The sequence below is a fragment of the Amycolatopsis sp. NPDC059657 genome (assembly GCF_042734395.1).
Classification (GTDB): domain Bacteria; phylum Actinomycetota; class Actinomycetes; order Mycobacteriales; family Pseudonocardiaceae; genus Amycolatopsis.
This window is the reverse complement of the sequence record NZ_JBHWEB010000032.1, coordinates 1-23,711: the sequence shown is the minus strand read 5'-3', so window position 1 is coordinate 23,711 and position 23,711 is coordinate 1. Positions and strand designations below refer to the sequence as shown.

The window sequence follows — 23,711 nt, the reverse complement described above, 5'->3', positions numbered from 1 at the left end:
CAAGGAGAAGACCATGCACAGCACGCTGATCGTGGCGCGAATGGACACGGGCTCGGCCGAATCGGTCGCCGACCTGTTCACCGCCTTCGACGCGGGCGAGATGCCCTGGCTGATGGGCACCCGCCGCCGCCAGCTCTTCCACTACCGCGGCCTGTACTTCCACCTGCAGGACTTCGAGGAGGACAAGGGCGCCGAGGCGATCGAGCAGGCCAAGACGCATCCGGAATTCGTCCGGATCAGCGCCGACCTCAAGGAGTTCATCGACGCCTACGACCCGAAGACCTGGCGCTCGCCCAAGGACGCGATGGCGACCCGCTTCTACGACTGGGAGCAGCGGTGACCCGCCGGGTCGCGATCACCGGGGTCGGTGTGGTGGCGCCCGGCGGCGTCGGCGCCAAGGAGTTCTGGAGCCTGCTCAGCGATGGCCGCACCGCGACGCGGCTGATCAGCACCTTCGACGCCTCGCCGTTCCGCTCGCGGGTGGCCGCCGAGATCGACTTCGACCCCGAGGCGCAAGGCCTGACCCCGCAGCAGATCCGGCGGATGGACCGGGCGGCGCAGCTCGCCGTCGTCGCCACCCGCGAGTCCATTTCGGACAGTGGGATCGCCTTCGGCGACCCGGCACGCGTCGGTGTCACCATCGGCACCGCCGTTGGCGCGACGATGGGCCTCGAGCAGGAGTATCGCGTGGTCAGCGACGACGGGCGCAAGTACCTCGTCGACCACGAATACGCCGTGCCGCACCTGTACGACTACCTGGTCCCGAGCTCGTTCGCCCGCGAGGTCGCGTGGGAATGCGGCGCGGAAGGCCCGGTCGCGGTGGTCTCCACCGGCTGCACCTCCGGGCTCGACGCCGTCGGCCAGGCCTGTGAGCTGATCAGGGACGGCTCGGCCGACGTGATGATCACCGGCGCCACCGACGCGCCGATCTCCCCGATCACCGTCGCCTGCTTCGACGCGATCAAGGCCACCACGCCGCGCAACGACGACCCGGCGCACGCGTCGCGGCCGTTCGACGCGACCCGCACGGGATTCGTGCTCGGCGAGGGCTCGGCGGTGTTCGTGCTGGAAGACCTGGAGCGCGCGCGGAAACGCAACGCCCAGATCTACGCCGAGATCGCCGGATTCGCCTCGCGCGGCAACGCCTTCCACATGACCGGCCTGCGCCCGGACGGCGCCGAAATGGCTCAGGCGATCACCGCCGCGCTCGCCGAGGCACGGCTCGACGCCTCGGACCTCGACTACGTCAACGCGCACGGCTCCGGCACCCAGCAGAACGACCGGCACGAGACGGCCGCGTTCAAGCGCGCGCTCGGCGAGCACGCCTACCGCACGCCGATCAGCTCGATCAAGTCGATGATCGGGCATTCGCTCGGCGCCATCGGGTCGCTGGAGATCGCCGCGTCCGTGCTCGCCATGCGGCATGACGTCGTGCCGCCGACCGCGAACCTGACCACCCCCGACCCGGCACTGGACCTGGACTACGTGCCGGTCACCGCGCGCGAGTGGCGGACGGACACCGTGCTCAGCGTCGGCAGCGGGTTCGGCGGTTTCCAGAGCGCGATGGTCTTGGGGAGCGTGCGATGACGGCCGTGTTCACCGGACTCGGTGTCGTCGCGCCGAACGGGCTCGGCACCGAGGAGTACTGGAAGGCGACCTGCGCGGGCGAGGGCGGGATCGGCCCGGTGCGGCGGTTCGACGCCTCGGGCTACCCGGCGCGGCTGGCCGGGGAGGTGCCGGGGTTCGAAGCGGCCGATCACCTGCCGAGCAGGCTGCTGCCGCAGACCGACCACATGACCAGGCTCGCGCTCGTCGCGGCGGACTGGGCGATCGCGGACGCGGGCGCCGGCTCACCCGAGATGGGCGTGGTCACCGCCGCTTCGGGTGGCGGGTTCGAGTTCGGGCAGCGGGAGCTGCAGAACCTGTGGAGCAAGGGCAGCGAATACGTCAGCGCGTATCAGTCGTTCGCCTGGTTCTACGCGGTCAACACCGGGCAGATCTCCATTCGCAATGGACTGAAAGGGCCCGGCGGGGTCATCGTGGCCGACCAGGCGGGCGGTCTCGACGCGATCGCTCAGGCGCGGCGTCAGCTGCGCAAAGGCAGCGAGATGATGCTGACCGGCGGCGTCGACGGCGCCATCTGCCCCTGGGGCTGGGTCGCACAACAGGCTCGGCTGAGCGTCGGCGATGACCCATCCACGGCGTACCTGCCGTTCGACGTCCGCGCCGCCGGGCATGTGGCCGGCGAGGGCGGCGCGATGCTGGTCTTGGAAGACGCCGCGGCCGCCCGTGCGCGCGGGGCGCACGGCTACGGCGCGCTCGCCGGATACGCGGCCACCTTCGACCCGAAACCGGGTCTGGGCCGCGAGCCAGGCCTGCGGCGCGCGATCGTGAACGCGCTGCTCGACGCCCGGATCGAGGCGGACGCGGTCGACGTCGTCTTCGCCGACGCCGCCGCCACACCCGAGCTGGACGCGGTCGAAGCCGAGGCGATCACCGCCGTCTTCGGGCCGTACGGGGTGCCGGTCACCGCGCCCAAGACGATGACCGGCCGTCTCAACGCCGGTGGCGCGCCGCTCGATGTCGCGACCGCGTTGCTGGCGCTGCGCGACGGTGTCATCCCACCGGCGACCAACACCGAGCTCGCACCGCGCTACCGGCTCGATCTGGTGACCACCGCGCGGGAGGCGCCGGTGCGCACCGCGCTCGTGCTCGCGCGCGGGCATGGGGGATTCAACTCGGCCGCCGTGGTGCGGCTCGACTGGGAGGAACACTGATGGAACTCACTTTGGACAGCCTGAAGCGCATCCTGCGCGACGGCGCGGGCACGGACGAGGCCGTCGACCTGGACGGGGACATCCTCGACACCGAGTTCAACGAGCTGGGCTACGACTCGCTCGCGCTGCTGGAGACCGTCGCGCGGATCACCCGCGAATACCGGATCCCGCTCGACGACGACGCCGCGACCGCCGCCAAGACCCCGCGCGAGCTGCTCGCGCTGGCCAACGCGGCGTGAGGGCGACCATGACCAGGACCGCCATCGTCACCGGCGCGACCAGCGGGATCGGGCTCGCGATCGCCGACCTGCTCGGCGCGGCCGGGCACCGCGTCTACCTCTGCGCACGGGACGCGGAGAACGTCGCGCTGACCGTCAAACAGTTGCGGGACAAGGGATACGAGGTCGACGGCACTACCTGCGACGTGCGCTCGCCCGAGCAGATCCGGGCGTTCGTGACGGCCGCGGTCGAGCGGTACGGCACGATCGACATCCTCGTCAACAACGCGGGCCGCAGCGGCGGGGGAGTGACCGCCGACCTCGACGACGAGCTCTGGTTCGACGTGATCGCCACGAACCTGACCAGCGTGTTCCTGATGACCAGGGACGTGCTGGCCACCGGCGGCATGCGGGACAAGGGCTGGGGCCGGATCGTCAACATCGCGTCCACCGCGGGCAAGCAGGGCGTGGTGCTGGGCGCGCCGTACTCGGCGTCCAAACACGGGGTCGTCGGGTTCACCAAGGCACTGGGCAACGAGCTGGCCAAGACCGGCATCACCGTCAACGCGGTATGCCCCGGGTACGTGGAAACCCCGATGGCGCAACGGGTTCGCCAGGGTTACGCGGCCGCGTGGGAGACGTCCGAAGAGGACATTCTCGGCCGGTTCAACGCCAAGATCCCGCTCGGCCGGTATTCCACACCCGACGAGGTCGCCGGGCTGGTCGGCTACCTGGTCACCGACACCGCCGGATCCATCGCGGCGCAGGCGTTGAACGTCTGCGGCGGCCTTGGCAACTTCTGAGGGGGACACCATGCGCGAAGTCGAGCACGAGATCACCGTCGCCGCGCCTGCGAAGACCGTCTACCGGCTCATCGCCGACGTCGAGAACTGGCCGCAGCTGTTCGACCCGACCGTGCACGTCGAGTACGTCGAGCGGGGCGAGACGACCGAGCGGATCCAGATCTGGGCGACCGCGAACGGCACGGCCAAGACGTGGACCTCGCGCCGAGACCTGGACCCGGCCGGGCTACGCGTCGACTTCCGGCAGGAGGTCTCGCAGGCACCGGTCGCCGCGATGGGCGGCGCGTGGGTCATCGAACCGCTGGCGGAGAACGAATGCCGGGTCCGGCTGCTGCACGACTACAGCGCGGCGACCGAAGCCGATCTGGAGTGGATCGACCAGGCCGTCGACCGCAACAGCAAGGTCGAGCTGGCGGCGCTGAAGCAGAACGTCGAGGTGCCGGACGACCTGCTGTTCAGCTTCGACGACACGCTGGAGATCGACGGCAGCGCGAGCGACGTCTACGACTTCATCAACGAGGCGCAGCTCTGGCCGGACCGGCTGCCGCACGTCGCGCGCGTCGACCTCGAGGAGGACACGGTCGGACTCCAGACGCTCGGGATGGACACCCGCACCAAAGACGGCTCGACGCACACGACGAAGTCGATCCGCGTCTGCCTGCCACACCGCAAGATCGTTTACAAGCAAATCCAGCCGCCCGCGCTGATGACACTCCACACCGGACACTGGCTGTTCGAAGAGCGGCCAGGGGGAGTGCTGGCCACGTCACGGCACACGGTGCGGATCAACGAGGCGAACATCGCGGCGGTGCTCGGCGCGGACGCGGGGGTCGACGACGCGCGGACGTTCGTGCGTACGGCGTTGAGCGCCAACAGCCTGGCCACCCTCGGGCACGCCAAGACCCACGCCGAACGCCGATGACCACGCTCAGCACCGGCGTCGTGATCGCGGGAGCCGGACCCGTCGGGCTTCTGCTCGCCGGCGACCTGCGCGAAGCCGGCGTCCCGGTGATCGTCGTCGAGCGGCTGCCGGAGCCGATGACCGAGTCACGCGCGACGCAGCTGACGTCCCGGTCGGCGTCGTTGCTGCGTGCCCGTGGGCTGGATTCGTTGTTGGTGGACACCGAATGGAAGGCGCATTTCGGTGGCCTGCCGTTCGAGTTGGACAGTCCTTTGTGGAAGGTCCAGCAGCCGCAGACCGAAGCCGTGCTGACCGCGCGTGCGCTGGACCTGGGGGTTTCGGTGCTGCGGTCGCATTCGCTGGTCGGGCTCGGCGATCCGTTCGAAGTGGACGGTCCACTCGGGAGGATCGCGATCGAGGCCGCGTACCTCGTCGGGGTGCGATGGCCAGGACAGCACGGTCCGGCGGCTCGCCGGGTTCGGCTACGACTTCCGCCCCGCGACCCGTGCACTGCTGCGAGCCGATGTCACCGGGCTTTCCGTGCCCGACCGGCGGTTCGAGCGGTTCGAACACGGACTGGCGGTCGCCGCGACCCGCGGCGGCGTGACCAGAGTGATGGTGCACGAGTTCGGCAGGTCGGCATCGCGGCCCGAGCCGGTCTCGTTCGCCGAGATCACGGACGTCTGGGCGAAGGTGACGGGCGAGGACATCGCCGGTGGAACGCCGGTCTGGGTGGACACCTTCGACAACGCGACCGGCCTGGTCTCGCGCTACCGCGAAGGCCGGGTGCTGCTCGCGGGCGACGCGGCACACCGGCACCTGCCGATCGGCGGCCAGGCACTCAACGTCGGCCTCCAGGACGCGGCCGCGCTCGCTCCCGCACTCGCCGCGGTCATCGGCGGCGGGCCGGATTCACTACTCGACGACTACGCTCTGTCGCGCCGAGCCGCCGCGGTCGCGGTCATGGAACTCGTTGCGGCACAAGAGCTCTTGCTACTCGGCGGCCCCGAAGTCGAGCCGCTGCGCGAGGTGCTCACCGAACTGTTCACAGTGGACGCCGCACGCGCGCACCTCGCTCGTGCCGTCGAGAGATCGGGGGACTCATGACGATCAGCTGGGGGACGGCGCCCGCCTTCGTCGGCCGGACACTCGCCGACTTCGGCCGCGACATCGGCGGCCGCGTCGAAGCCCGCCTCCGCGCCCAGCTCACCGCCGACCGCGCCCGCTACGCCGCGGTCGCCCCCGGCTCCGAAGCCGTCGTCGACTCACTGAGCGCCGCGGTCTTGAGCGGCGGCAAACGCCTACGCCCGAGCCTGGCGTACCTGTCGTTCCTCGGCGCGGGCGGCTCACCCGGCGACCCCCGCATCGTCGACGTCGGCGCGGCGCTCGAGCTCCTGCACGCGGGTTGCCTGGTGCACGACGACATCATGGACGACTCACCCACCCGCCGCGGCCTGGTGACCACGCATGCCCGTTACCAGCAGGAACATCTGGCGGCGGGCTACACCGGCGAAGCGCGGCGGTTCGGCGAGGGCGTCGGCATGATCGTGGGCGACATGGCGTTCTTCTACGCGATCGGGCTGCTGCGGACGACCACGCCGGAGACCCAGGCGGTGTTCTTCGAGCTGGCCGTCGACGCCGGGGTCGGGCAGTACCTGGATCTCCTCGCGGCGGCCTGCCCGGCCGACCTCGCGCCCGACCCCATGACGATCGCGCGGTACAAGACCGGGCGGTACACGGTCGAGGGACCGTTGCGGCTGGGTGCCGCGTTGGCCGGGCGGCTGGTCGAGCTCAGCGACGCTTTGACGGCGTATGGGCAGCCGGTGGGGCTGGCGTATCAGCTGCGGGACGATCTGCTGGGGGCTTTCGGGGATCCTTCGGTCACGGGGAAGCCGGTCGGGGACGACCTGCGGCAGGGGAAGCGGACGTTGCTGCTGGGGTTCGCCAAGCAGCAGGCTTCGGGTTCGCCGGAGTTGCTGGAGAAGGTGGACGCGGGTTCGTTGACCGAGGCCGAGGTGCCTCAGGTGCAGCGGCTGCTGGTAGACCTCGGGGCACGGGACTACGTCGAGTCGACCTGCCAGGCTTTGGCGGTCGATGCCGTGAACGCGATCGAAGCGGCCGAGATCGACTTGAGCGTCAAGGAGTACTTCAAACACTTCGCGGCCTATGTCGCGGGTGTCTAGTGGGCTCGAGGGGAACCGCAAAGGTGGCGTGCTCGTGCACTTCACGGCCCGAGTGAGGGCCTCCATCACCCGTATATCTGCAATGCTGGGTAGCTAAGGCTTGGCCTGCGTTGTCAATCGGCACGTGAGCGAGTCGGTCGGGCCGTCGTCGATGGCCCGGCCGAAACTATCTAACGTCCACAAAGGACTCAAGCGGCCGAATTTCGCCCCGCAATGCCGCATTTGCCTGCTTTGCGGCGTCGGGTGGACGGAACGAACGGGGCGTATGTGTCGCTCAGCGTTGCGAACGCCCCGTTCACAACGTTCAACCACCCCTGGGCACCCACCGAGCAGCGTGCTTGACCAACCTGCCTGTACCCGGCATTGCGTATATCTGGGTGAGGGCCTCCCTCACCCAGATTGGGTTGGTGAAGGGAGCCTTCACCCAGCCCAGCGGGCCAAACTAGGCCCTCACGTCACCGCCAATCCGACCGAATGCGACATCTGGGGAGTGAACCCTCGACTCAAGTCCTTTGTGGACCAGGGCTGAAGCTGCAGATGGGGTCGTGAGCGGGCGGTTAGAACCGCCCGCAACGCTCACGAGCCCTTGGGTATCTTGGCGCGGCTCTCGTCCAGGTCCGCGAAGAGGTCGCCGAGGTCGTCGACGCGGTCGAGTACGTCCTCGGCCGTGAACACCAGGTCGTAGGGCTTGCGGCACGACTCGACCTCGTCCCAGGTCAGCGGGGTCGAGACGGTCGGCAGTTCCCGCGCGCGCAACGAGTACGGGGCGATCGTGGTCTTGTTCGGGTTGTTCTGGCTCCAGTCCACGAAGACCTTGCCGGGGCGCAACGCCTTCGCCATCTTGGCGACGATCTCGCGTGGATGGCGGGTGCTCAACGTCTCCGCGAGAGACTTCGCGTAGTCCGAGGTCTGTTCGTCGCGGGTGGTGCGTACCGCGCAGTAGAGCTGCATTCCCTTGGAGCCGCTCGTTTTCGGGTACGCGACGAGACCGTCGGCCGCGAGCAGGTCGCGGAGTTTCAGCGCGACCTGGCAGCACTCGACGATCGTCGCGGGCGCGCCGGGGTCGAGGTCGAAGACCAGCAGGTCGGGGCTGTGTTTGGCGCCACGTGGGCCGACTGTCCACTGTGGCACGTGGAGTTCGAGTGCCGCCAGGTTGGCCGCCCAGACCAGTGCGGGGAGGCCGTCGATGACCGGGTAGTCGATCAGGTCGCTGCCGCCGCGGCGGGAATCGGTCGGGAGACGGGCCGTGCGGACCCAGGACGGGGCGTGGCGGGAGACGTCCTTTTCGAAGAAGGACTTGCCTTCGACGCCGTTGGGGAAGCGGACGAACGTGGTCGCCCTGTCGGCCAGGTAGGGGAGGATGATCGGGGCGATGCGGGTGTAGTAGCTGATCACGTCGCGCTTGGTGAACTGGTTCGACGGGTACAGCACCTTCTCGAGGTTGGTCAGGGTCAGCCGCTGGTCCTCCACCTGGACCAGCACCTTCGACTCAGGCATCGTCGCTCACCTCGTCGGCCGTGCGTTCGGGGCGCAGGCCGCGCCAGCGTGGGGTGCGGACGCAACCTGCTTTGGTCCAGCCGGTGAAAACGACCTCGCCGACCAGCCTGGGCGTCACCCAATGCGCGTCGCGGCACTGTCCTTCCGGGACCGAATGGAACGGGGAACTCTTGCGCTCGGACCGTTTCAGCCTGGCGGTGAGCCGGATGAGGTCGTCTTCGCTGAAACCGGCGCCGACATTGCCGACGTAGCGCAGCGAGCCGCCGTGGGGGATGCCGAGCAGGAGCGAGGCGAACGAACTCGCGCGCTTGCCGCCGCCGGGACGCCAGCCGCCGATGACGACGTCGCGGACCCGGACGCCGGGGATCGTGAGCCAGTCGCCGCTGGTCTTGCCCGCTTGGTACGTGCTCGCCGCCCGTTTGGCGATGATGCCGGCGAGGCCGTGCTTGACGCTCGCTTCGGCGACCGCGCCGCCGTCGCCGACGAAGAAGTCGGGGATGCGGCAGTGGGGGCCGTTGAGGTCTAGGTCGCCGAGCACCCGCCGCCGTTCGACATACGGCAGGTCCGCACAGGACCGGCCGTCGTGGTGCAGGACGTCGCACGGCAGGTACAGGGCCGGCAGATGCCGGGAGAGCCGCTTGGCCTGTGATCGGGCCGCGCCGATGCGGCGGTCCAGCGCGGCGGGGCTCGGCTTGCCGTTCTCCAGCACGATCACTTCGCCGTCGAGGTAGACCTCGGCCGACCCGAGCTGTTCGCCCAGCGACCGGAGCTCGGGAAACACGCCGGTCACGTCGCTGCCACCGTCGTCGAACAGCGTGCAGCGGCCGCCGACGATCTTCGCCGACATGCGGCGGCCGGACCAGTCGAACTCGTAGGCCCAGTCGCCGTCCTCGGCCAGCGACGGCAGTTTGCCGGAGCGGGGCAGCATCGGCGCGATGAAGGGCGGCAGGGGAGTGTGGCCGGGCTCGGGCGGGTCGACGCGCTGGAGCAGCCAGTCGCGTTCGGACTCCGGGTCGTGCCGGTTGAGGAACAGGTACTTGCCGCGGGCACGTTCGCCGTGGAAGACCACCTCGACCTTGTGGTCGTTCCAGTGCAGGGTCTCGTACCGGCCGTGGTCCCAGATCAGCATCTTCCCGGCACCGTACTCGCCTGCCGGGATCTCGCCGGAGAACGTCGCGTATTCGATCGGGTGGTCCTCGGTGTGCACCGCGAGCCGCATGGTCCCCGGCTCCGACGGCAGTCCCATGGGCACCGCCCACGAGGCGAGCACGCCGTCCCGTTCCAGCCGGATGTCCCAGTGCAGCCGCCTGGCGTGGTGTTCCTGGATGACGAACACGTCGTTGTCGCCTCGGACGAGGTCGTCGGTCTGGGGGACTGGTTCCGGTGTTCGCTCGGGGTCACGCTTGCCGCGATACTCGCTCAGCTCGGGCACCGATACCGTCCTTTCGCGTCGGTCACGGGGAGTTACCCGCCGTGCTCCACCCGAAACTCCAGTTTCCCCACCGAGGCAAGCGGGAATCCACCGATCATGAACGCAGTCCTTTTCGACGTCGACGGCACACTGGTGGATTCGGTCTACCTCCACACCTGCGCGTGGCTGCGCGCATTCGACGAGGCGGGACATCCGGTCGACGCCTGGCGGGTGCACCGGTCCATCGGGATGGGCGGGTCACAGCTGCTGGCGAACCTGCTCGGCGAGGAGCTCGCTGCCGAGATCGGTGGGCGGGTGGAGAAGCGGCACACCGAGTTGTACCTGGCCGAGTCCGCCTTGCTGCGGCCGTTCGATCAGGCTCGCGAGCTGGTCTCGACCATCGCCGGTCGCGGCGCACAGGTGGTGCTCGCGACGTCCGCCTCACCGGAGGAGGCAGACCGGCTGCGTGAGGTACTGAAGCTGGACGGCGTCGTCACCGCCATCACCACGGGGGAGGACGTGGACACCGCGAAACCCGATCCGGAGCTCGTGGAGGTCGCGTTGGACCGCGCCGGGGTAGGGGCAGAGCGGGCGATCTTCGTAGGTGACGCGGTATGGGACGTGATCGCGGCCAAGAAGGTAGGGGTGCCGACGATCGGTCTTCGGTGCGGCGGGACGAGCGAGGCCGAGTTGCTCGAAGCCGGAGCCGTGGCGGTCTACGAAGATCCCGCGGCGCTGCTCCGGAAGCTCGGCGACAGTCCGCTCGCGGACATACTAAGTGTATAACGCCCTATACCGCTCGGCTCTGAAGAGCCAAAAAGTGTGGGTCCCGGAAAACCGGGACCCACACTTTTTCAAACGGCCAGGAGGGGAGACGATCAGGCGTCGCGGCCCTTCAGTTCCATGGCGCGCACGACGTGCAGTGAGGCGGCCAGCCCGACGGTGGCCAATGCGGTGAACACCAGTGCCGCGCTGGAGGTGATGCTCGCCAAGAGGATCAGCAGCACCGCGAAGACGTCGGCCACGATCACCCAGCCGAGGCGGGGGCAGAAGGGCGTGCGCGTGGAGCCGCGCCGGAACGACTCGACGAGCGCGGGGTCGGCGAGTTCGAACCACTGCTCGATCTTCTGAAGTGCTTCACGATCGTGATGGCTGAGCATGGTTCGCCCCTTCGTGCCGGCGTCTGCTCGGCTGATACCCAGGAGCAGCCCGAATCACACGTCGAATCCCATGTGTTTTTCGCCGGGTGGCCGGGTACACGGCTGCCGTCTCCTCCACTGGCGAGAAAGGGAAGCCGTGAGCAGTGTGGTCGACTTCGGGAACGACATCGGGTACCGGCTCAGCCGGGTGTTACGCGAGTACCTCAGCCTCACGGCGCGGGCGGTGGGGGTCGGCTGGGAGTCGTGCACCGTCGATCTCGACGAGCCGGTGTCCGCGTACGTGGCGCTCGACTGGCGGCTGGACCGTTTCCCCGGCCGGGATGTGGCGCTGCTGTGGGACGAGGTGAACGGCTGGGCGGTCGCCGTCGAGGCGCCGGGCGGGGAGAGCGCGATCGTGCTGTCGTACCTGGGCGGGGATCGGCTGGTGCCGGAGCCCGCCGAGGTGGTCGCGCTGCTGGAGGCGGTGCGTGCCGACGACCATTCGATCGGGCAGCCCGATCCGCCCAGGCTGCGCGCGGCCGGTCGCCATGACGAGCTGATGGCCTGTTTCGAGGTCCTCGGTGATGCGCTGAGACCGAACGGTTCCCGAGCGTGACGTTCACGTGCATAAGATCGGCTGATCCGGGGTACGTCCCCCGAGTGGGTGACGTGATTGTGAGATATTGCCCGGGTCATGCCGAGGCGCTGCGCTCTGCAGGGCGCGTGGACACCGTGCTGGTCACGACCAGTGGTGAGCTGATTCTGGAAGCGCTGGCCGAGCTGTGGCCGGATCGGCCGGTGGTGGTCGTTTCACCCCAGCCAGGCGCGCGCCTCGAGCTGCTGCGGGCAAGAGAACTCGTCGCCGAGCCGGTGACTTCGAAAGCGGGCCTTCGCCGTCAGGTGCTGGCCCGCTTTCGGGCAGGTGAGGTCGGGTTCCTGGTGCTCGCGCCCGAGCAGCTGGCCGAACAGGACGTCGCGGCCGCGGTCGCGACGTCGACCGCGTCGGTGCTGGTCATCGACGAGGCGCAGGGCGTGAGCGAGTGGAGCCATGAGTTCATGCCGGAGTACGTGCGGCTGGCCGCGACGGTCAGCGGGCTGCGGCGGCGTCCGCCGGTGCTGGCGTTGACGATGACCGCGGCCAAGCGGGTGCGTGAGGACATCGTCGCGGAGTTCGGGTTGCAGGACGCGCGGCACGTGGCAGGCGATCTGGATCATTCGCATGTCCGGCTGGCGGTCCGGCATGTCGATGACGACGACCTGAAGTGGCGGATCGCCGAGTCCGAGGTGGTGGCGAGCACTGGCAGCGGGCTGGTGCATGTCGCGGACCGCGTGCGTGCCGAGTGGTTCGCGCGGGTGCTGGGCGACTGTGGTGAACGGGTGGCCGTTTATCACGACGGGCTGCCCGGCAGGCGGCGGTCGGAGGTGCGCGACGCGTTCCTGGCTGGCCTGGTGCGGGTGGTCGTCGTCGCCGGCGCGGCGGACTGGGCGGTCGGCAAGGAAGACGTGCGGTTCGTGGTGCACGTCGACGATCCGCCGTCGGTGGACGTCTATCACCGGCAGGTGCGGCGGGTGGGCAAGGACCGGATGCCAGGCAGGGCGTTGCTGCTGCATCGGCCGTCGTGGGACGCGGGCGTTGTCGAGGACAAGTTCGATGAGGACGCGATGGCGCGGGTGGTGCGGGCGTTGCGGTGGCCCGGTGGGCTTTCGCGGACGGAGCTGGCGCGGCAGGCGGGGTTGCGGCGGGTGGAGCTGGCACGGTTGCTGCCCGCGTTGCGGCAGGTCGGCGCGGTGCGGGAGATCGGGAGACGGGCGTTGACGCGGGCGGCGGGCGGGGAGAGCGACGAGCGGCTGGCGGAGCTGGCGTCGGCGGTTTTCCTGCGGGCGCAGGCGATCGAGCACGCGCGGGTGGCGATGGTGCGGCGGTACGCCCAGACCTGTCAGTGCCGTCGGCGGACGTTGCTGGGTTCGCTCGGTGAGGTGCGTGGCGAGCCGTGCGGCAATTGCGACAACTGCGACTAGGAGCCGCGCGTGGAGGATGAAGAGCTTTACGACCTGGTCGACGACCAGCTCACGTCGCTCGAGGAGCGGCTGTGGAACATCGGGCTGACGTTGCACGCGGATCCGGAGCCGGAACTCGCGGCGCGGGTGCTGACGAAGGAGCTCGAGCAGGCCGGGTTCGAAGTCGAGCGTGATGGGCTGGCGTTCACGGCCGGTGTGGGTACGGATGAGAAGCCTGCTGTGGCTTTGCTGCTGGAGTACGACGCGGTGCCTGGTCTGGGGCACGCGTGCGGGCACAACCTGGTCGCGGCCGCCGGGCTGGGTGCGGCGTTGTCGGTGGCCGGTGCGCTGGGGAAGGTGCCGGGGACGTTGCGGGTGATCGGGACGCCTGCCGAGGGTAAGGACGCGGCGGTGCGGGCCGGGTGGTTCGACGGGCTGGACGCGGTGCTGATGTTCCGGCCGGGTGTGCACACGTGGACGTGGGCGCCGTTGTCGGCGCAGGTGGAGCTGGCGGTGTCGTTCCATGGGCGTGCGGCGCATGTGACGGGTGATCCGGCTGACGGGGTGGACGCGCTGGCGGCGTTGATCCAGATGTTCACGGCGCTGGCGGCGTTGCATCGGCGGTTGCCGAGGGGCGCGCAGGTGCAGGGGATCATCACGCATGGCGGGGACGCGACGGATGTGGTGCCTGATCTGGCGCAGGCGCGGTTCGGGGTGCGGGCGCCGACGGGGCGGGCGCTGGATCGGCTGGTCGACGATGTGATGGCGTGCGCGGAGGGTGCCGCGGGTGCGTCCGGTGCGACGGTCGAGGTGGAGCGGCTTGGTGCGGGGCATCGGCATTTCCGGCCGAACGAGGTGCTGGCGGCGCGGTTCGCGCGGCATTTGGCGGAGCTCGGGGTGCACGCGGGTGAGCCGGATCCGGTTGCGGTTTCGGAGTCTTCGGATGTGGGGAACGTGAGCACGGTGGTGCCGACGATCTGCCCGCTGGTGGCGATCGCTGATCCGAGTCAGGGGTGGCGGACGCCGGCGTTCACGGCGGCAGCGGCGGGTCCGCGTGCGCGGTCGGCGACGATGGCGGCGGCGGGTGCGCTGGCGCGGACGGCGGTGGATCTGGTGCGGCACGCGTCGTTGGTGACGGAGTCGTGGGCGTGTTTCAAGGATCGTGAGGCGGCGGAGCGGTCGCTCTAGGTGCGGTAGTGGATGAGGTAGTTGGCGTGTGCTTCGGCTTCGGCCGCTTCGCGGGCTTCGTCGCGGATGCGGCGGCCGGTGCCGATGGGGAAGCCGTGGCGGGCGAGGCGGTGTTCGCCTGCTTCTTCGGCGTAGGCGTAGGAGTAGAAGTAGCCGACGAGTGCGGCCATGAGGCAGAGCGCGAGGCGCAGGCCCAGGGGTGCGGGCAGCAGGAGCCAGCCGAGGATGAGTGGGGCGAGCATGACGCTGCTGCGGGCGCCGTGGCGCCAGAGCCAGCCTCGGTCGGTGAGGTCGTGCAGTACCCAGGTGTGGTTTTTCTCGGGCAGTCGTCCGCCGACCGCGTACCAGAGCCAGTGGAGGGGGCCGGGTCTTGTCACGGTGTCCATGGGTTGGATAGTACCCTAATGATTAGCACGCTAACTATGTGACGAACGCTAGGGTGAGGCCATGACGATCGACCTGGGTGCGGACCCGCTCGCGCTGGAGCGGCAGGTCTGTTACGCGCTGTCCGTGGCGTCGCGCAGTGTGATCGCGATCTACCGGCCGTTGCTGGAGCCGATGAAGCTGACGCATCCGCAGTATCTGGTGATGCTCGCGTTGTGGGAGCGGGAGCCGCGGTCGGTGAAGGATCTGTGTGAGGCGTTGCGTGCGGAGCCCGCGACGCTGTCTCCGTTGCTGAAGCGGCTGGAGGCGGTCGGGTATGTCACGCGGACGCGTAACGCGCGTGACGAGCGGTCGCTGACGGTCGAGTTGACCGAGTCCGGGCGTGGGCTGCGGGCTGAGGCGGAGAAGATCCCGTACCGTGTGGTGGAGATCTTGGGGATGGAAGTGGCGGAGCTGGAACAGCTGCACGCGATGCTCACACGGGTGATCGCCGCCACCGGTTGAACCGCGTGCTCGGGGTGAACGTGTTCCTGGCATGCTGACCACGCTCGTGTGAACGCATTCAAAGGCATAAAAGGACATTCCGTTGACCGAAGAACCTCGGCAGATCGCCGGTCGCTATCGATTGGTCGAGTTGATCGGCGGCGGCGCGATGGGCATGGTCTGGCGTGGTGAGGACACCTCGCTCGATCGCGTCATCGCGGTCAAGGAGCTGATCCTGCCGTTCGGCCATGGCGGTGAAGAGAAGGCGACCGAGGCGAAGAACCGCGCGATGCGGGAGGCCAGGATCGCCGCGCGGCTGCAGCATCCGCACGCCATCACGGTTTTCAACGTGGTCGAGCACGAGGACCGGCCGTGGCTGATCATGGAGTACCTGCCGTCGAAGAGCCTGTCGGCGGTGCTGGCCGACGGTCCGCTGCCGGTGGACGAGGTCATCCGGATCGGGATCCAGCTGACGTCGGCGCTGCAGGCCGCGCATGAGGCCGGCATCGTGCATCGCGATGTGAAGCCGGGCAATGTGCTGATCGGTGAGGACGGCACGGTCAAGGTCACCGACTTCGGGATCTCGCGGGCGAGCGGGGACGCGACGTACACGGCGACCGGGGAGATCTCGGGCACGCCGGCGTTCCTGGCGCCGGAGGTGGCGCGGGGTGTCGACGCGAGTGCGGCGTCGGATGTGTTCTCGCTGGGCGCGACGCTGTACACCGCGATCGAGGGGGCGCCGCCGTTCGGCACGGCGGACAACCAGATCGCGTTGCTGTACCGGGTTTCCAGCGGGGAGATCATCCCGCCGGTGAAGGCGGGCAAGCTCAAGCCGTTGCTGCTGCGGCTGCTGGAGGTCAAGCCGGAGGATCGGCCGGAGATGGGTGACGTGCTCACCGAGCTCCGGATGCTGGCGGCGTTCGAGGGTGACGAGCCGCCGGAGGTGGTGGCGGCGACCGTTCCGGCGACGCAGCGGATCGAAGAAGAGCACATGCCCGCGCCGGCGTCCATTCCAGTGGTGGAGAAGCGGCGTCGTGGTGCGCTGATCGCGGTCGCGGTGGGTGCCGTGGTCGTGGTGATCGCGGTGGTGGCGGGGATTCTGTTCGCGATCAGGCAGAAGGACGACAAGGCTGGGCAGCCGACGCCGACGCCCACACCGTCTTCGCAGGCTTCGTCGCCTGCGCCGGAGCCGCCGCCCGCGGTGAGCGAGACTCCGCCGCCGAGTTCGGAGACGCCGCCTTCGACGCCTTCTTCGCCGAGCACCAGTGCCGCGGCAACGGGTACGGCGGCCGAGGCGGTTTCGGCGTATTTCGGTTTGCTGCCCGGCAATCTGGAGGCCGGTTACGCCGGGCTCAGTGACCGCTTCAAGACTGAACGCAAGCAGTCGTTCGAGCGGTACGCCAATTTCTGGCGGGGGATCAGGTCGGTTTCGGCCACGGTGACCGGAGGCAGTGGATCGAATGTCACCGCGCGGGTCACGTATGTGAAGACGAACGGTGAGACCTCGACCCAGACGCACACCTACTCGATGGTGCAGGCAGGCGGGAAGTGGCTGATCGACGTCGAGAGTTAGCCGCGGGCCCAGGCGACGACGTCGTCGGCGGTCATGGCGGTGACGACGTCCTCGGCTGGGATGCCGCATTTGTTGGCGCGTTCGCAGCCGTAGGCCTGCCAGGAGAGCTGGCCGGGTGCGTGCGCGTCGGTGTCGATGGAGAAGCGGCAGCCCAGTTCGGCGGCGAGGCGGAGCAGGCGCATCGGCGGATCGAGGCGTTCGGGGCGTGAGTTGATCTCGACGGCGGTGTCGGTGTCGAGGCAGGCCTGGAAGACGCGTTCGGCGTCGAACTCCGATTCGGGGCGGCCGCGGCCGGTGACGAGGCGTCCGGTGCAGTGGCCGAGGATGTTGACGCGGGGGTTGGCGATGGCGCCCAGCATCCGCTCGGTCATCTCGCGTTTGGGCATGCGGAGTTTCGAGTGGACACTCGCGACGACGACGTCGAGGCGGTCGAGCAGTTCGGGTTCCTGGTCGAGTGACCCGTCGTCGAGGATGTCGACCTCGATGCCGGTGAGTACGCGGAACGGGGCGAGCCGTTCGTTGACGCGTTCGACGAGTGTGAGTTGTTCGCGCAGGCGGTCGGGGGACAGGCCGTTGGCGACGGTGAGGCGGGGTGAGTGGTCGGTGAGCACGATCCAGTCGTGGCCGAGGTCGCGGGCGGCGAGTGCCATCTCGTGGATGGGGCTGCCGCCGTCCGACCAGTCGGAGTGGGTGTGGCAGTCGCCTTTGAGCTTGGTGAGCAGTTCGCCGCCGTCGGGGAGCTCGGGCAGGCCTTTGGCGAGCAGTTCGGTGAGGTAGGCGGGTTCGCCGCCTGCTGCGGCTTCGGTGACGACCGCGGCGGTGGTCTTGCCGATGCCGGGCAGCGCGGTGAGGGTTCCGGCTTTGATCCGCTGCGCGAGCTGGGCGTTGGAGAGGCCGTCGATGACGCTCGCGGCCTTGCGGAAGGCGCGGACGCGGTAGGACGGTTCCCCCGCGCGTTCGAGCAGGAACGCGATCCTCTGCAGGGCTGCGACGGGCTCCATGGTGTCTGATTCTGCCCCGAAGTGCGGGGTCCGGCCGGGTGTGTGGGTAGATATGCGCGTGGGATCTTGGTGGGCGCGGGTGCGCGAACGGTATGGCTGGCTCGATCATCTGGCGCGGGCGGTCGATCGGTATGTCGAGCACAACGGGTACCATTACGTGGCGTCGATCGCGTATTTCACGTTGCTGTCGCTGATCCCGATGCTGATGGTGACGTTGTCGGTGGCCGGTTTCGTGCTGGCCGACCAGCCTCGCGTTCTCAACCAGCTGCTGCACGGCATCACCAGCGCGGTGCCGGGGCCGTTGGGCAAGAAGGCCGGTGAGCTGCTGCAGGGGTTCATCGAGCAGCGGACGAAGGTCGGTGTGCTCGGTCTCGCGATCGGCCTGTACTCCGGCTGGAACTGGATGAACGCGCTGCGGGACGCGCTCACCGCGATGTGGGACCAGCAGCGTCCGGCGCTGCCGTTCTTCCGGACGATCGGCAAGGACCTGCTCGCGTTGCTGAGCCTGGTGGTGGCGCTGACGGTGTCGTTCTCGCTGACGGCGTCGAGTGGCACGCTCGGAACGTTCCTGCTGAGCCTGGCCGGGGTGGACGACGCGAGCTGGGCGCACACCGCCGTGTCGGTACTGTCGATCCCGCTGGCGTTGCTGGCGGACTGGCTGGTGTTCCTGTGGGTGCTGGCGCGGTTGCCGCGTGAGCCGGTCGGCATCCGCAGCGCGATGCGGGGCGCGGTCGCGGCGGCGATCGGTTTCGAGCTGCTGAAGCTGGCCGGCGGGATCTATCTCGGGATCGTCGGTGGCACGCCGACGGGTGCGGCGTTCGGGTCGGTGATCGGCCTGTTGTTCTTCATCGCGCTGGTGTCGCGGCTGCTGGTGTTCATCACCGCGTGGACCGCGACGGGTTTCGACGCCCCGCGCAAGGCGGTCGCGCCGCCGGGCCCGTTCGTGCTGGCCCCGGTGATGCGGCCGCGCCGGTCCGGGCCCCGCGTGCTGGCGGGCGCGGTCGCCGGAAGCGTCCTGACGCTGTTGTTAGGCCGGATCTTTCGGCGCGGCAAGAACCGGGGCAGCGAATAGCGGCCCCGGTTCTTGTGTGCATTTGTCGGCTGGCCCGCCGCGCCACCTTTGCAACGGATCTGCAGTCGCGTAGTACTGTCGCATACCACGCTTGACATGGCCACTACCTGCGACGGGGCCGAACTAGTGCAGTGTTGAATCTACATTTCTCGGTCGCGCAGTTTCCAATTATTCATGTGTTGTCCCTCCCTTTGAGAAAGAGCAAACCACAGATTCGGGGGAGAGATCATCGGCCGATCGGGGACAGTATTTCGACGGTAGCGCTCATGCTTGGTTGTCGTCGGCGTGGATGTGCAGGAGCTCGCCCAGTTCGATGAGCAGCTCGGCGAACTCGTGCTGGCGGCCGGGCGGGAGCGTTCCGGTGAGGAGTTCTGTGGCGACGCGGGGGATGTGCTCATTGGCGGCGAGCAGCGCACGGCTGAGTTCGCGGGTCTGCTGGTCCATGACACCTCCCTGCTGGTGATACGGCTCGCGGTCGCGCCAGGTTCACGGTGCCGGTTAAAGTTGTTGCCTGATGCGGCTTCTGATCATTTCCGACACGCATGTGCCCGTGCGCGGCCGGGTGGTGCCCGAGCAGGTGTGGCGTGAGGTCGACGAGGCGGATGTCGTCGTGCACGCGGGGGATTGGGTGAGCGAGGCGCTGCTCGACGAGCTCGAGCGGCGGTCGCGGTCGCTGATCGGGGTGTACGGCAACAACGACGGGCCGGGGCTGCGTGCTCGGCTTCCGGAGGTCGCGACCGCGGAGCTGGGCGGGGTGCGGTTCGCCGTGATCCATGAGACCGGGCAGGCCGCGGGGCGTGAGGCGCGGTGTGCCGCGTTGTTCCCGGATGCCGATGTGCTCGTGTTCGGGCACAGCCATATTCCGTGGGACACCGTCGCGCCTTCGGGGCTGCGGTTGCTCAATCCGGGGTCGCCGACCGATCGGCGACGGCAGCCGAAGCACACGTACATGACGGCCGAGGTCCGGGACGGCGCGCTGGCGGCCGTCGTTCTGCACGAACTCTGAGCGTTCGGGTCGTGAGTGGTATCGCCGGTTAGAACCGGCCGTACCACTCACGACCCCTGCCTGGAAATGGCTGACCGTTGACTTCGGCGCGACCAGTCTGCAACTCTTGAACGAACCGTTGCAAGAACTGAGCAACCCGACGTAACTTCCCGCGCGCTGACTCTCCCCTCGGCGCGTGTCCCCGCTTGCACCCTCAATGGAGAGGCTCAGCATGAGAATCAGGCGATTCTTGGCGCGCGCGGCAGCCGCGACGCTGTTGGCCGGTCTGCTCATACCGGCCGTACCCGCTGTTTCGAACGCCACGCCGCAGCTCGACCTCGGCGCGGTCACCAACCTGGACGAGGTCACCCTCAAGGCGCCGTCGGCGGCGCCGCGGACGCTGGCCGTGCAGGGCAGCCTCGACGGCAAGCAGTTCTCGACGATCGTCGGTGAGGCGTCCTACGCGTTCGACCACGGCACCGCGAAGATCAAATTCCCCGCCACGCTCGCCCGCTACATCCGGGCGGAGGGCGCGGGCCAGGTCACCGCGGTGGAGGCGCACCAGGCGGCCGAGTCGGCGGCGGCGCTCGCCACCACGATCACCGCGAGCTCGGCGCTGGGCGACTACCCCGCGGTGCGGGCGGGCGACGGTGACCAGGGCAGTTACTGGGAAAGCACCAACAACGCGTTCCCCCAATGGATCCAGGCCGATCTCGGCGCGTCGGTGAGCACCAGCAGGCTCGTGCTGAAACTCCCGGCGGGCTGGGGCGCGCGCACCCAGACGCTGAGCGTGCAGGGCAGCACGAACGGCTCGAACTTCGGCGACCTCGCCGCCTCGGCCGGGTACCGGTTCGACCCCGCGCAGGGCAACACCGTGACGATCGCCTTCAACGCGACCACCACCCGCTACGTCCGGCTGAACATCACCGCCAACACCGGCTGGCCCGCCGCGCAGCTCTCGGAGTTCGAGGTCTACGGCCCGGTCACCGGGGACACGCAGGCCCCGAGCACGCCGTCGAACCTCGCGTTCACCGAGCCCGGGACGGGGCAGATCAAGCTCACCTGGTCCGCCTCCACCGACAATGTCGGCGTCACCGGTTACGACGTCTACGCCAACAACACGCTGCGCACCAGCGTCGGCGCGGGCGTGCTCACCTACACCGACAACCAGCCGGACGGCACGAACGTGTCGTACTTCGTGCGTGCCAAGGACGCGGCGGGCAACCAGTCGGCCAACAGCAACACGGTGACCCGCACCGGCTCCACCACCGGCACGAACCTCGCCGTCGGCAAGCCGATCACCGCCTCCTCGACGGTGCAGAACTTCGTCGCGGCCAACGCGAACGACAACGACACCGGCACCTACTGGGAAGGCGGCGGCGACTACCCGAACCTGCTGACCGTCGCGCTCGGTTCCAACGCCGACGTCAGTGCCGTGGTCGTCAAGCTCAACCCCGACGGCGCGTGGGGCACCCGCACCCAGACGATCGAGGTGCAGGGCCGTGAGCAGAGCGCGTCGGCGTTCACCACGCTGGCCGCGGCCTCGGCGCAGACGTTCAACCCCGCCTCCGGCAACACGGTGACCATCCCGGTCAACGGCCGCGCCGCCGAAGTGCGGCTGCGGATCACGTCCAACACCGGCGCGGGCGGCGGGCAGGCCGCCGAGTTCCAGGTGATCGGCGTCCCGGCGCCGAACCCGGACCTCCTGGTCAACGCCCTGTCGTGGACACCGGCCTCGCCGGTCGAGACCGACGCCGTGACGCTTTCGGCCACCGTCCGCAACGCGGGCGCGATCGCCTCCGGCGCCACCGACGTCAACCTCTACCTCGGTGCCACTCGCGTCGGGACCGCACAGGTCGGCGCGCTGGCGGCGGGCGCTTCGGCGACCGTGTCGGCGAACATCGGCACCCGCGAGGCGGGCACCTATCCGGTGAGCGCCAAGGTGGACGAGGGCAACAAGGTCATCGAGCAGAACGAGGCCAACAACACCTTCGCCAACCCGTCCTCGCTGGTCGTCACGCCGGTGGCGACCTCGGACCTGATCGCCTCGCCGGTCGCGTGGTCGCCGGGCAACCCGTCGGCGGGCAACGCGGTGAGCTTCACCGTCGCGATCAAGAACCAGGGCACCGTCGCCTCGGCAGGCGGAGCGCACGGCATCACGCTCACCGTCGCCGACGCCACCACCGGAGCCGTGCTGCGCACACTGACCGGGTCGTACACCGGGACGCTCGCGGCGGGCGCCACGTCACCGCCGGTCGCGCTCGGCACCTGGACGGCGGCCAACGGCAAGTACACGGTCAAGACCGTCCTCGCCAACGACGCCAACGAACTCCCGGTCAAGCAGGGCAACAACACCAGCAGCCAGCCGCTGTTCGTCGGCCGCGGCGCGAACCTGCCGTACGACATGTACGAGGCCGAAGACGGTGTGCTCAGCGGCGGCGCGAACGTCGTCGGCCCCAATCGCACCATCGGCGATCTCGCCGGTGAGGCGTCCGGGCGCAAGGCCGTCACGCTGAACTCGACCGGCGCCGGTGTCGAGTTCACCACAAGGGCCAGCACGAACACGCTGGTCACGCGCTTCTCGATCCCCGACTCAGCCGGTGGTGGCGGGATCAACTCGACGATCAACGTCTACGTCAACGGCACCTTCCTCAAGGCACTCGACCTGACCTCGAAGTACTCGTGGCTCTATGGCGCCGAAGCCGGGCCCGGCAACTCGCCGGGCGCGGGCGGGCCGCGTCACATCTACGACGAGGCCAGCATGCTGCTCGGCGCCACCGTGCCCGCCGGCAGCAAGATCAAGCTGCAGAAGGACGCGGCGAACACCACGAACTACGCGATCGACTTCGTGAACTTCGAGCAGGCCACCCCGGTCGCGAACCCGGACCCCGCGCACTACGCGGTACCGGCCGGGTTCGGGCACCAGGACGTCCAGAACGCGCTCGACAAGGTCCGGATGGACACCACCGGCGCGCTCGTCGGCGTCTACCTGCCCGCAGGTGACTACCAGACCGCGAGCAAGTTCCAGGTGTACGGCAAGCCGGTCAAGGTGATCGGCGCCGGTCCGTGGTTCACCCGGTTCCTCGCACCGTCCACACAGGACAACACCGACGTCGGGTTCCGGGCGGAGGCCGCGGCCAACGGGTCGACGTTCGCGAACTTCGCCTACTTCGGCAACTACACCTCGCGGATCGACGGGCCTGGCAAGGTGTTCGACTTCTCGAACGTGGCCGACATGACGATCGACAACATCTGGGCCGAACACCAGGTGTGCCTCTACTGGGGCGCGAACACCGACCGGATCACCATCTCCAACTCCCGCATCCGCGACACCTTCGCCGACGGCGTCAACATGACCAACGGCAGCACCGACAACCACGTCACCAACATCGAGGCACGCTCCACCGGTGACGACAGTTTCGCGCTGTTCTCGGCCATCGACGCCGGCGGCGCCGACGAGAAGAACAACGTCTACGAGAACCTGACATCGCTGCTGACCTGGCGGGCCGCGGGTGTCGCGGTCTACGGCGGCTACTCGAACACGTTCCGCAACATCTACATCGCCGACACACTGGTCTACGCGGGCATCACCATCAGCTCGCTCGACTTCGGCTACCCGATGAACGGCTTCGGCCCGGACCCGACGAACTTCCAGAACATCTCGATCGTCCGCGCCGGCGGGCATTTCTGGGGCGCGCAGACGTTCCCCGGTATCTGGATCTTCTCGGCGTCGAAGGTGTTCCAGGGCATCAGGGTGACCGATGTGGACATCGTCGACCCGACGTACAGCGGGATCATGTTCCAGACCAACTACGTCGGCGGGCAGCCCCAGTTCCCGATCAAGGACACGATCTTCACCAACGTCAGCATCACCGGCGCCCAGAAATCGGGTGACGCGTTCGACGCGAAGTCGGGCTTCGGGCTCTGGGCGAACGAACTGCCCGAACCCGGCCAGGGACCCGCGGTCGGCTCGGTCACGTTCAACAACCTGAGGTTGAACAACAACGCGGTGAACGTCCGCAACACGACGTCCACCTTCACCATCAACGGAATCTAGGTCGTGAGTGGTATGGCCGGTTCTAACCGGCCAAACCACAC

Annotated in this window: 23 protein-coding genes and 1 pseudogene; 18 read left to right on the top strand and 6 right to left on the bottom strand. The window is 68.8% G+C overall.

What is annotated here, in order from left to right:
• The first annotated feature begins 13 nt into the window (after nt 1-13).
• The 9 genes and pseudogenes from ACFV15_RS19115 (at nt 14) to ACFV15_RS19075 (ending at nt 6,882) form a co-directional block, all read left to right on the top strand.
• Nucleotides 14-340: a TcmI family type II polyketide cyclase gene (locus ACFV15_RS19115; protein ID WP_378351804.1), complete on the top strand. Its 327-nt coding sequence runs from the start codon at nt 14-16 to the stop codon at nt 338-340.
• Nucleotides 337-1,587: a beta-ketoacyl-[acyl-carrier-protein] synthase family protein gene (locus ACFV15_RS19110; protein WP_378351803.1), complete on the top strand. Its 1,251-nt coding sequence runs from the start codon at nt 337-339 to the stop codon at nt 1,585-1,587. The genes ACFV15_RS19115 and ACFV15_RS19110 overlap by 4 nt, the downstream gene beginning before the upstream one ends.
• Nucleotides 1,584-2,777 carry a ketosynthase chain-length factor gene (locus tag ACFV15_RS19105; protein WP_378351802.1) on the top strand — a complete coding sequence of 398 codons (1,194 nt, stop codon included), beginning with the start codon at nt 1,584-1,586 and terminating at the stop codon, nt 2,775-2,777. The genes ACFV15_RS19110 and ACFV15_RS19105 overlap by 4 nt, the downstream gene beginning before the upstream one ends.
• Nucleotides 2,777-3,016: a phosphopantetheine-binding protein gene (locus tag ACFV15_RS19100; RefSeq protein WP_378351801.1), complete on the top strand. Its 240-nt coding sequence runs from the start codon at nt 2,777-2,779 to the stop codon at nt 3,014-3,016. The genes ACFV15_RS19105 and ACFV15_RS19100 overlap by 1 nt, the downstream gene beginning before the upstream one ends.
• Before the next feature lie 8 nt (nt 3,017-3,024).
• Nucleotides 3,025-3,798 (top strand): SDR family NAD(P)-dependent oxidoreductase, encoded by a 774-nt coding sequence (locus ACFV15_RS19095; RefSeq protein ID WP_378351800.1) that lies wholly within the window; start codon nt 3,025-3,027, stop codon nt 3,796-3,798.
• Between the two features lie 10 nt (nt 3,799-3,808).
• A complete protein-coding gene (locus ACFV15_RS19090) occupies nt 3,809-4,720 on the top strand; it encodes an aromatase/cyclase (RefSeq protein WP_378351799.1) in 912 nt (303 codons plus the stop codon).
• A pseudogene (locus ACFV15_RS19085) lies at nt 4,717-5,010 on the top strand (FAD-dependent monooxygenase); the annotation flags it as partial. The gene ACFV15_RS19090 and the pseudogene ACFV15_RS19085, both read left to right, overlap by 4 nt.
• Nucleotides 5,011-5,017: 7 nt before the next feature.
• Complete coding sequence (locus ACFV15_RS19080) at nt 5,018-5,806, top strand: FAD-dependent monooxygenase (protein WP_378351863.1); 789 nt, start codon at nt 5,018-5,020, stop codon at nt 5,804-5,806.
• Nucleotides 5,803-6,882, top strand: coding sequence for a polyprenyl synthetase family protein (locus tag ACFV15_RS19075; protein WP_378351862.1), 1,080 nt, complete (start codon nt 5,803-5,805; stop codon nt 6,880-6,882). The genes ACFV15_RS19080 and ACFV15_RS19075 overlap by 4 nt, the downstream gene beginning before the upstream one ends.
• Before the next feature lie 576 nt (nt 6,883-7,458).
• Here the strand turns inward: ACFV15_RS19075 and ligD are convergent.
• Together ligD and ACFV15_RS19065 are read right to left on the bottom strand one after the other, a co-directional pair.
• The gene (gene ligD / locus ACFV15_RS19070; protein WP_378351798.1) at nt 7,459-8,379 is read right to left on the bottom strand and encodes a non-homologous end-joining DNA ligase; all 921 of its coding nucleotides are present in this window, start codon (nt 8,377-8,379) and stop codon (nt 7,459-7,461) included.
• Nucleotides 8,372-9,811, bottom strand: a complete 1,440-nt coding sequence (locus ACFV15_RS19065; protein ID WP_378351797.1) for a DNA polymerase ligase N-terminal domain-containing protein — start codon at nt 9,809-9,811, stop codon at nt 8,372-8,374. The genes ligD and ACFV15_RS19065 overlap by 8 nt, the downstream gene beginning before the upstream one ends.
• Before the next feature lie 96 nt (nt 9,812-9,907).
• Between ACFV15_RS19065 and ACFV15_RS19060 the strand changes: the two genes are divergently transcribed.
• The gene (locus ACFV15_RS19060; protein ID WP_378351796.1) at nt 9,908-10,576 is read left to right on the top strand and encodes an HAD family hydrolase; all 669 of its coding nucleotides are present in this window, start codon (nt 9,908-9,910) and stop codon (nt 10,574-10,576) included.
• Between the two features lie 92 nt (nt 10,577-10,668).
• Here ACFV15_RS19060 and ACFV15_RS19055 read toward each other — a convergent pair whose 3' ends face one another.
• Nucleotides 10,669-10,950 carry a DUF3040 domain-containing protein gene (locus tag ACFV15_RS19055; RefSeq protein WP_378351795.1) on the bottom strand — a complete coding sequence of 94 codons (282 nt, stop codon included), beginning with the start codon at nt 10,948-10,950 and terminating at the stop codon, nt 10,669-10,671.
• A 136-nt stretch (nt 10,951-11,086) separates the two neighbouring features.
• Here ACFV15_RS19055 and ACFV15_RS19050 point away from each other — a divergent pair, with 136 nt between their 5' ends.
• The 3 genes from ACFV15_RS19050 to ACFV15_RS19040 all read left to right on the top strand — a co-directional run bounded on the left by ACFV15_RS19050 (nt 11,087) and on the right by ACFV15_RS19040 (nt 14,115).
• Entirely contained in the window at nt 11,087-11,545 is a 459-nt protein-coding gene (locus ACFV15_RS19050) for a DUF6292 family protein (protein WP_378351794.1), read from the top strand.
• Nucleotides 11,546-11,652: 107 nt separating this feature from the next.
• A complete protein-coding gene (locus ACFV15_RS19045; RefSeq protein ID WP_378351793.1) occupies nt 11,653-12,948 on the top strand; it encodes a RecQ family zinc-binding domain-containing protein in 1,296 nt (431 codons plus the stop codon).
• Nucleotides 12,949-12,957: 9 nt separating this feature from the next.
• Nucleotides 12,958-14,115 carry a peptidase dimerization domain-containing protein gene (locus tag ACFV15_RS19040; protein ID WP_378351792.1) on the top strand — a complete coding sequence of 386 codons (1,158 nt, stop codon included), beginning with the start codon at nt 12,958-12,960 and terminating at the stop codon, nt 14,113-14,115.
• On the opposite strand, the gene ACFV15_RS19035 is transcribed toward ACFV15_RS19040, so the two are convergent.
• Entirely contained in the window at nt 14,112-14,501 is a 390-nt protein-coding gene (locus tag ACFV15_RS19035; RefSeq protein ID WP_378351791.1) for a DUF5313 family protein, read from the bottom strand. The genes ACFV15_RS19040 and ACFV15_RS19035 overlap by 4 nt on opposite strands.
• A 61-nt stretch (nt 14,502-14,562) precedes the next feature.
• On the opposite strand from ACFV15_RS19035, the gene ACFV15_RS19030 reads away from it, so the two are divergent.
• Together ACFV15_RS19030 and ACFV15_RS19025 are read left to right on the top strand one after the other, a co-directional pair.
• Complete coding sequence (locus ACFV15_RS19030) at nt 14,563-15,003, top strand: MarR family winged helix-turn-helix transcriptional regulator (RefSeq protein ID WP_378351790.1); 441 nt, start codon at nt 14,563-14,565, stop codon at nt 15,001-15,003.
• A gap of 82 nt (nt 15,004-15,085) precedes the next feature.
• The gene (locus tag ACFV15_RS19025) at nt 15,086-16,555 is read left to right on the top strand and encodes a serine/threonine-protein kinase (RefSeq protein WP_378351789.1); all 1,470 of its coding nucleotides are present in this window, start codon (nt 15,086-15,088) and stop codon (nt 16,553-16,555) included.
• Here ACFV15_RS19025 and ACFV15_RS19020 read toward each other — a convergent pair.
• Nucleotides 16,552-17,556 carry a PHP domain-containing protein gene (locus ACFV15_RS19020; RefSeq protein ID WP_378351788.1) on the bottom strand — a complete coding sequence of 335 codons (1,005 nt, stop codon included), beginning with the start codon at nt 17,554-17,556 and terminating at the stop codon, nt 16,552-16,554. The genes ACFV15_RS19025 and ACFV15_RS19020 overlap by 4 nt on opposite strands.
• A 52-nt stretch (nt 17,557-17,608) precedes the next feature.
• Between ACFV15_RS19020 and ACFV15_RS19015 the strand changes: the two genes are divergently transcribed.
• The gene (locus ACFV15_RS19015; RefSeq protein WP_378351787.1) at nt 17,609-18,628 is read left to right on the top strand and encodes a YhjD/YihY/BrkB family envelope integrity protein; all 1,020 of its coding nucleotides are present in this window, start codon (nt 17,609-17,611) and stop codon (nt 18,626-18,628) included.
• 264 nt (nt 18,629-18,892) lie between these two features.
• Here ACFV15_RS19015 and ACFV15_RS19010 read toward each other — a convergent pair whose 3' ends face one another.
• Complete coding sequence (locus ACFV15_RS19010) at nt 18,893-19,072, bottom strand: hypothetical protein (RefSeq protein ID WP_378351786.1); 180 nt, start codon at nt 19,070-19,072, stop codon at nt 18,893-18,895.
• A gap of 70 nt (nt 19,073-19,142) precedes the next feature.
• Between ACFV15_RS19010 and ACFV15_RS19005 the strand changes: the two genes are divergently transcribed.
• Together ACFV15_RS19005 and ACFV15_RS19000 are read left to right on the top strand one after the other, a co-directional pair.
• Nucleotides 19,143-19,634, top strand: a complete 492-nt coding sequence (locus tag ACFV15_RS19005; RefSeq protein WP_378351785.1) for a metallophosphoesterase family protein — start codon at nt 19,143-19,145, stop codon at nt 19,632-19,634.
• Between the two features lie 211 nt (nt 19,635-19,845).
• Entirely contained in the window at nt 19,846-23,670 is a 3,825-nt protein-coding gene (locus ACFV15_RS19000) for a discoidin domain-containing protein (RefSeq protein WP_378351784.1), read from the top strand.
• The last annotated feature ends 41 nt before the right edge of the window (nt 23,671-23,711 follow it).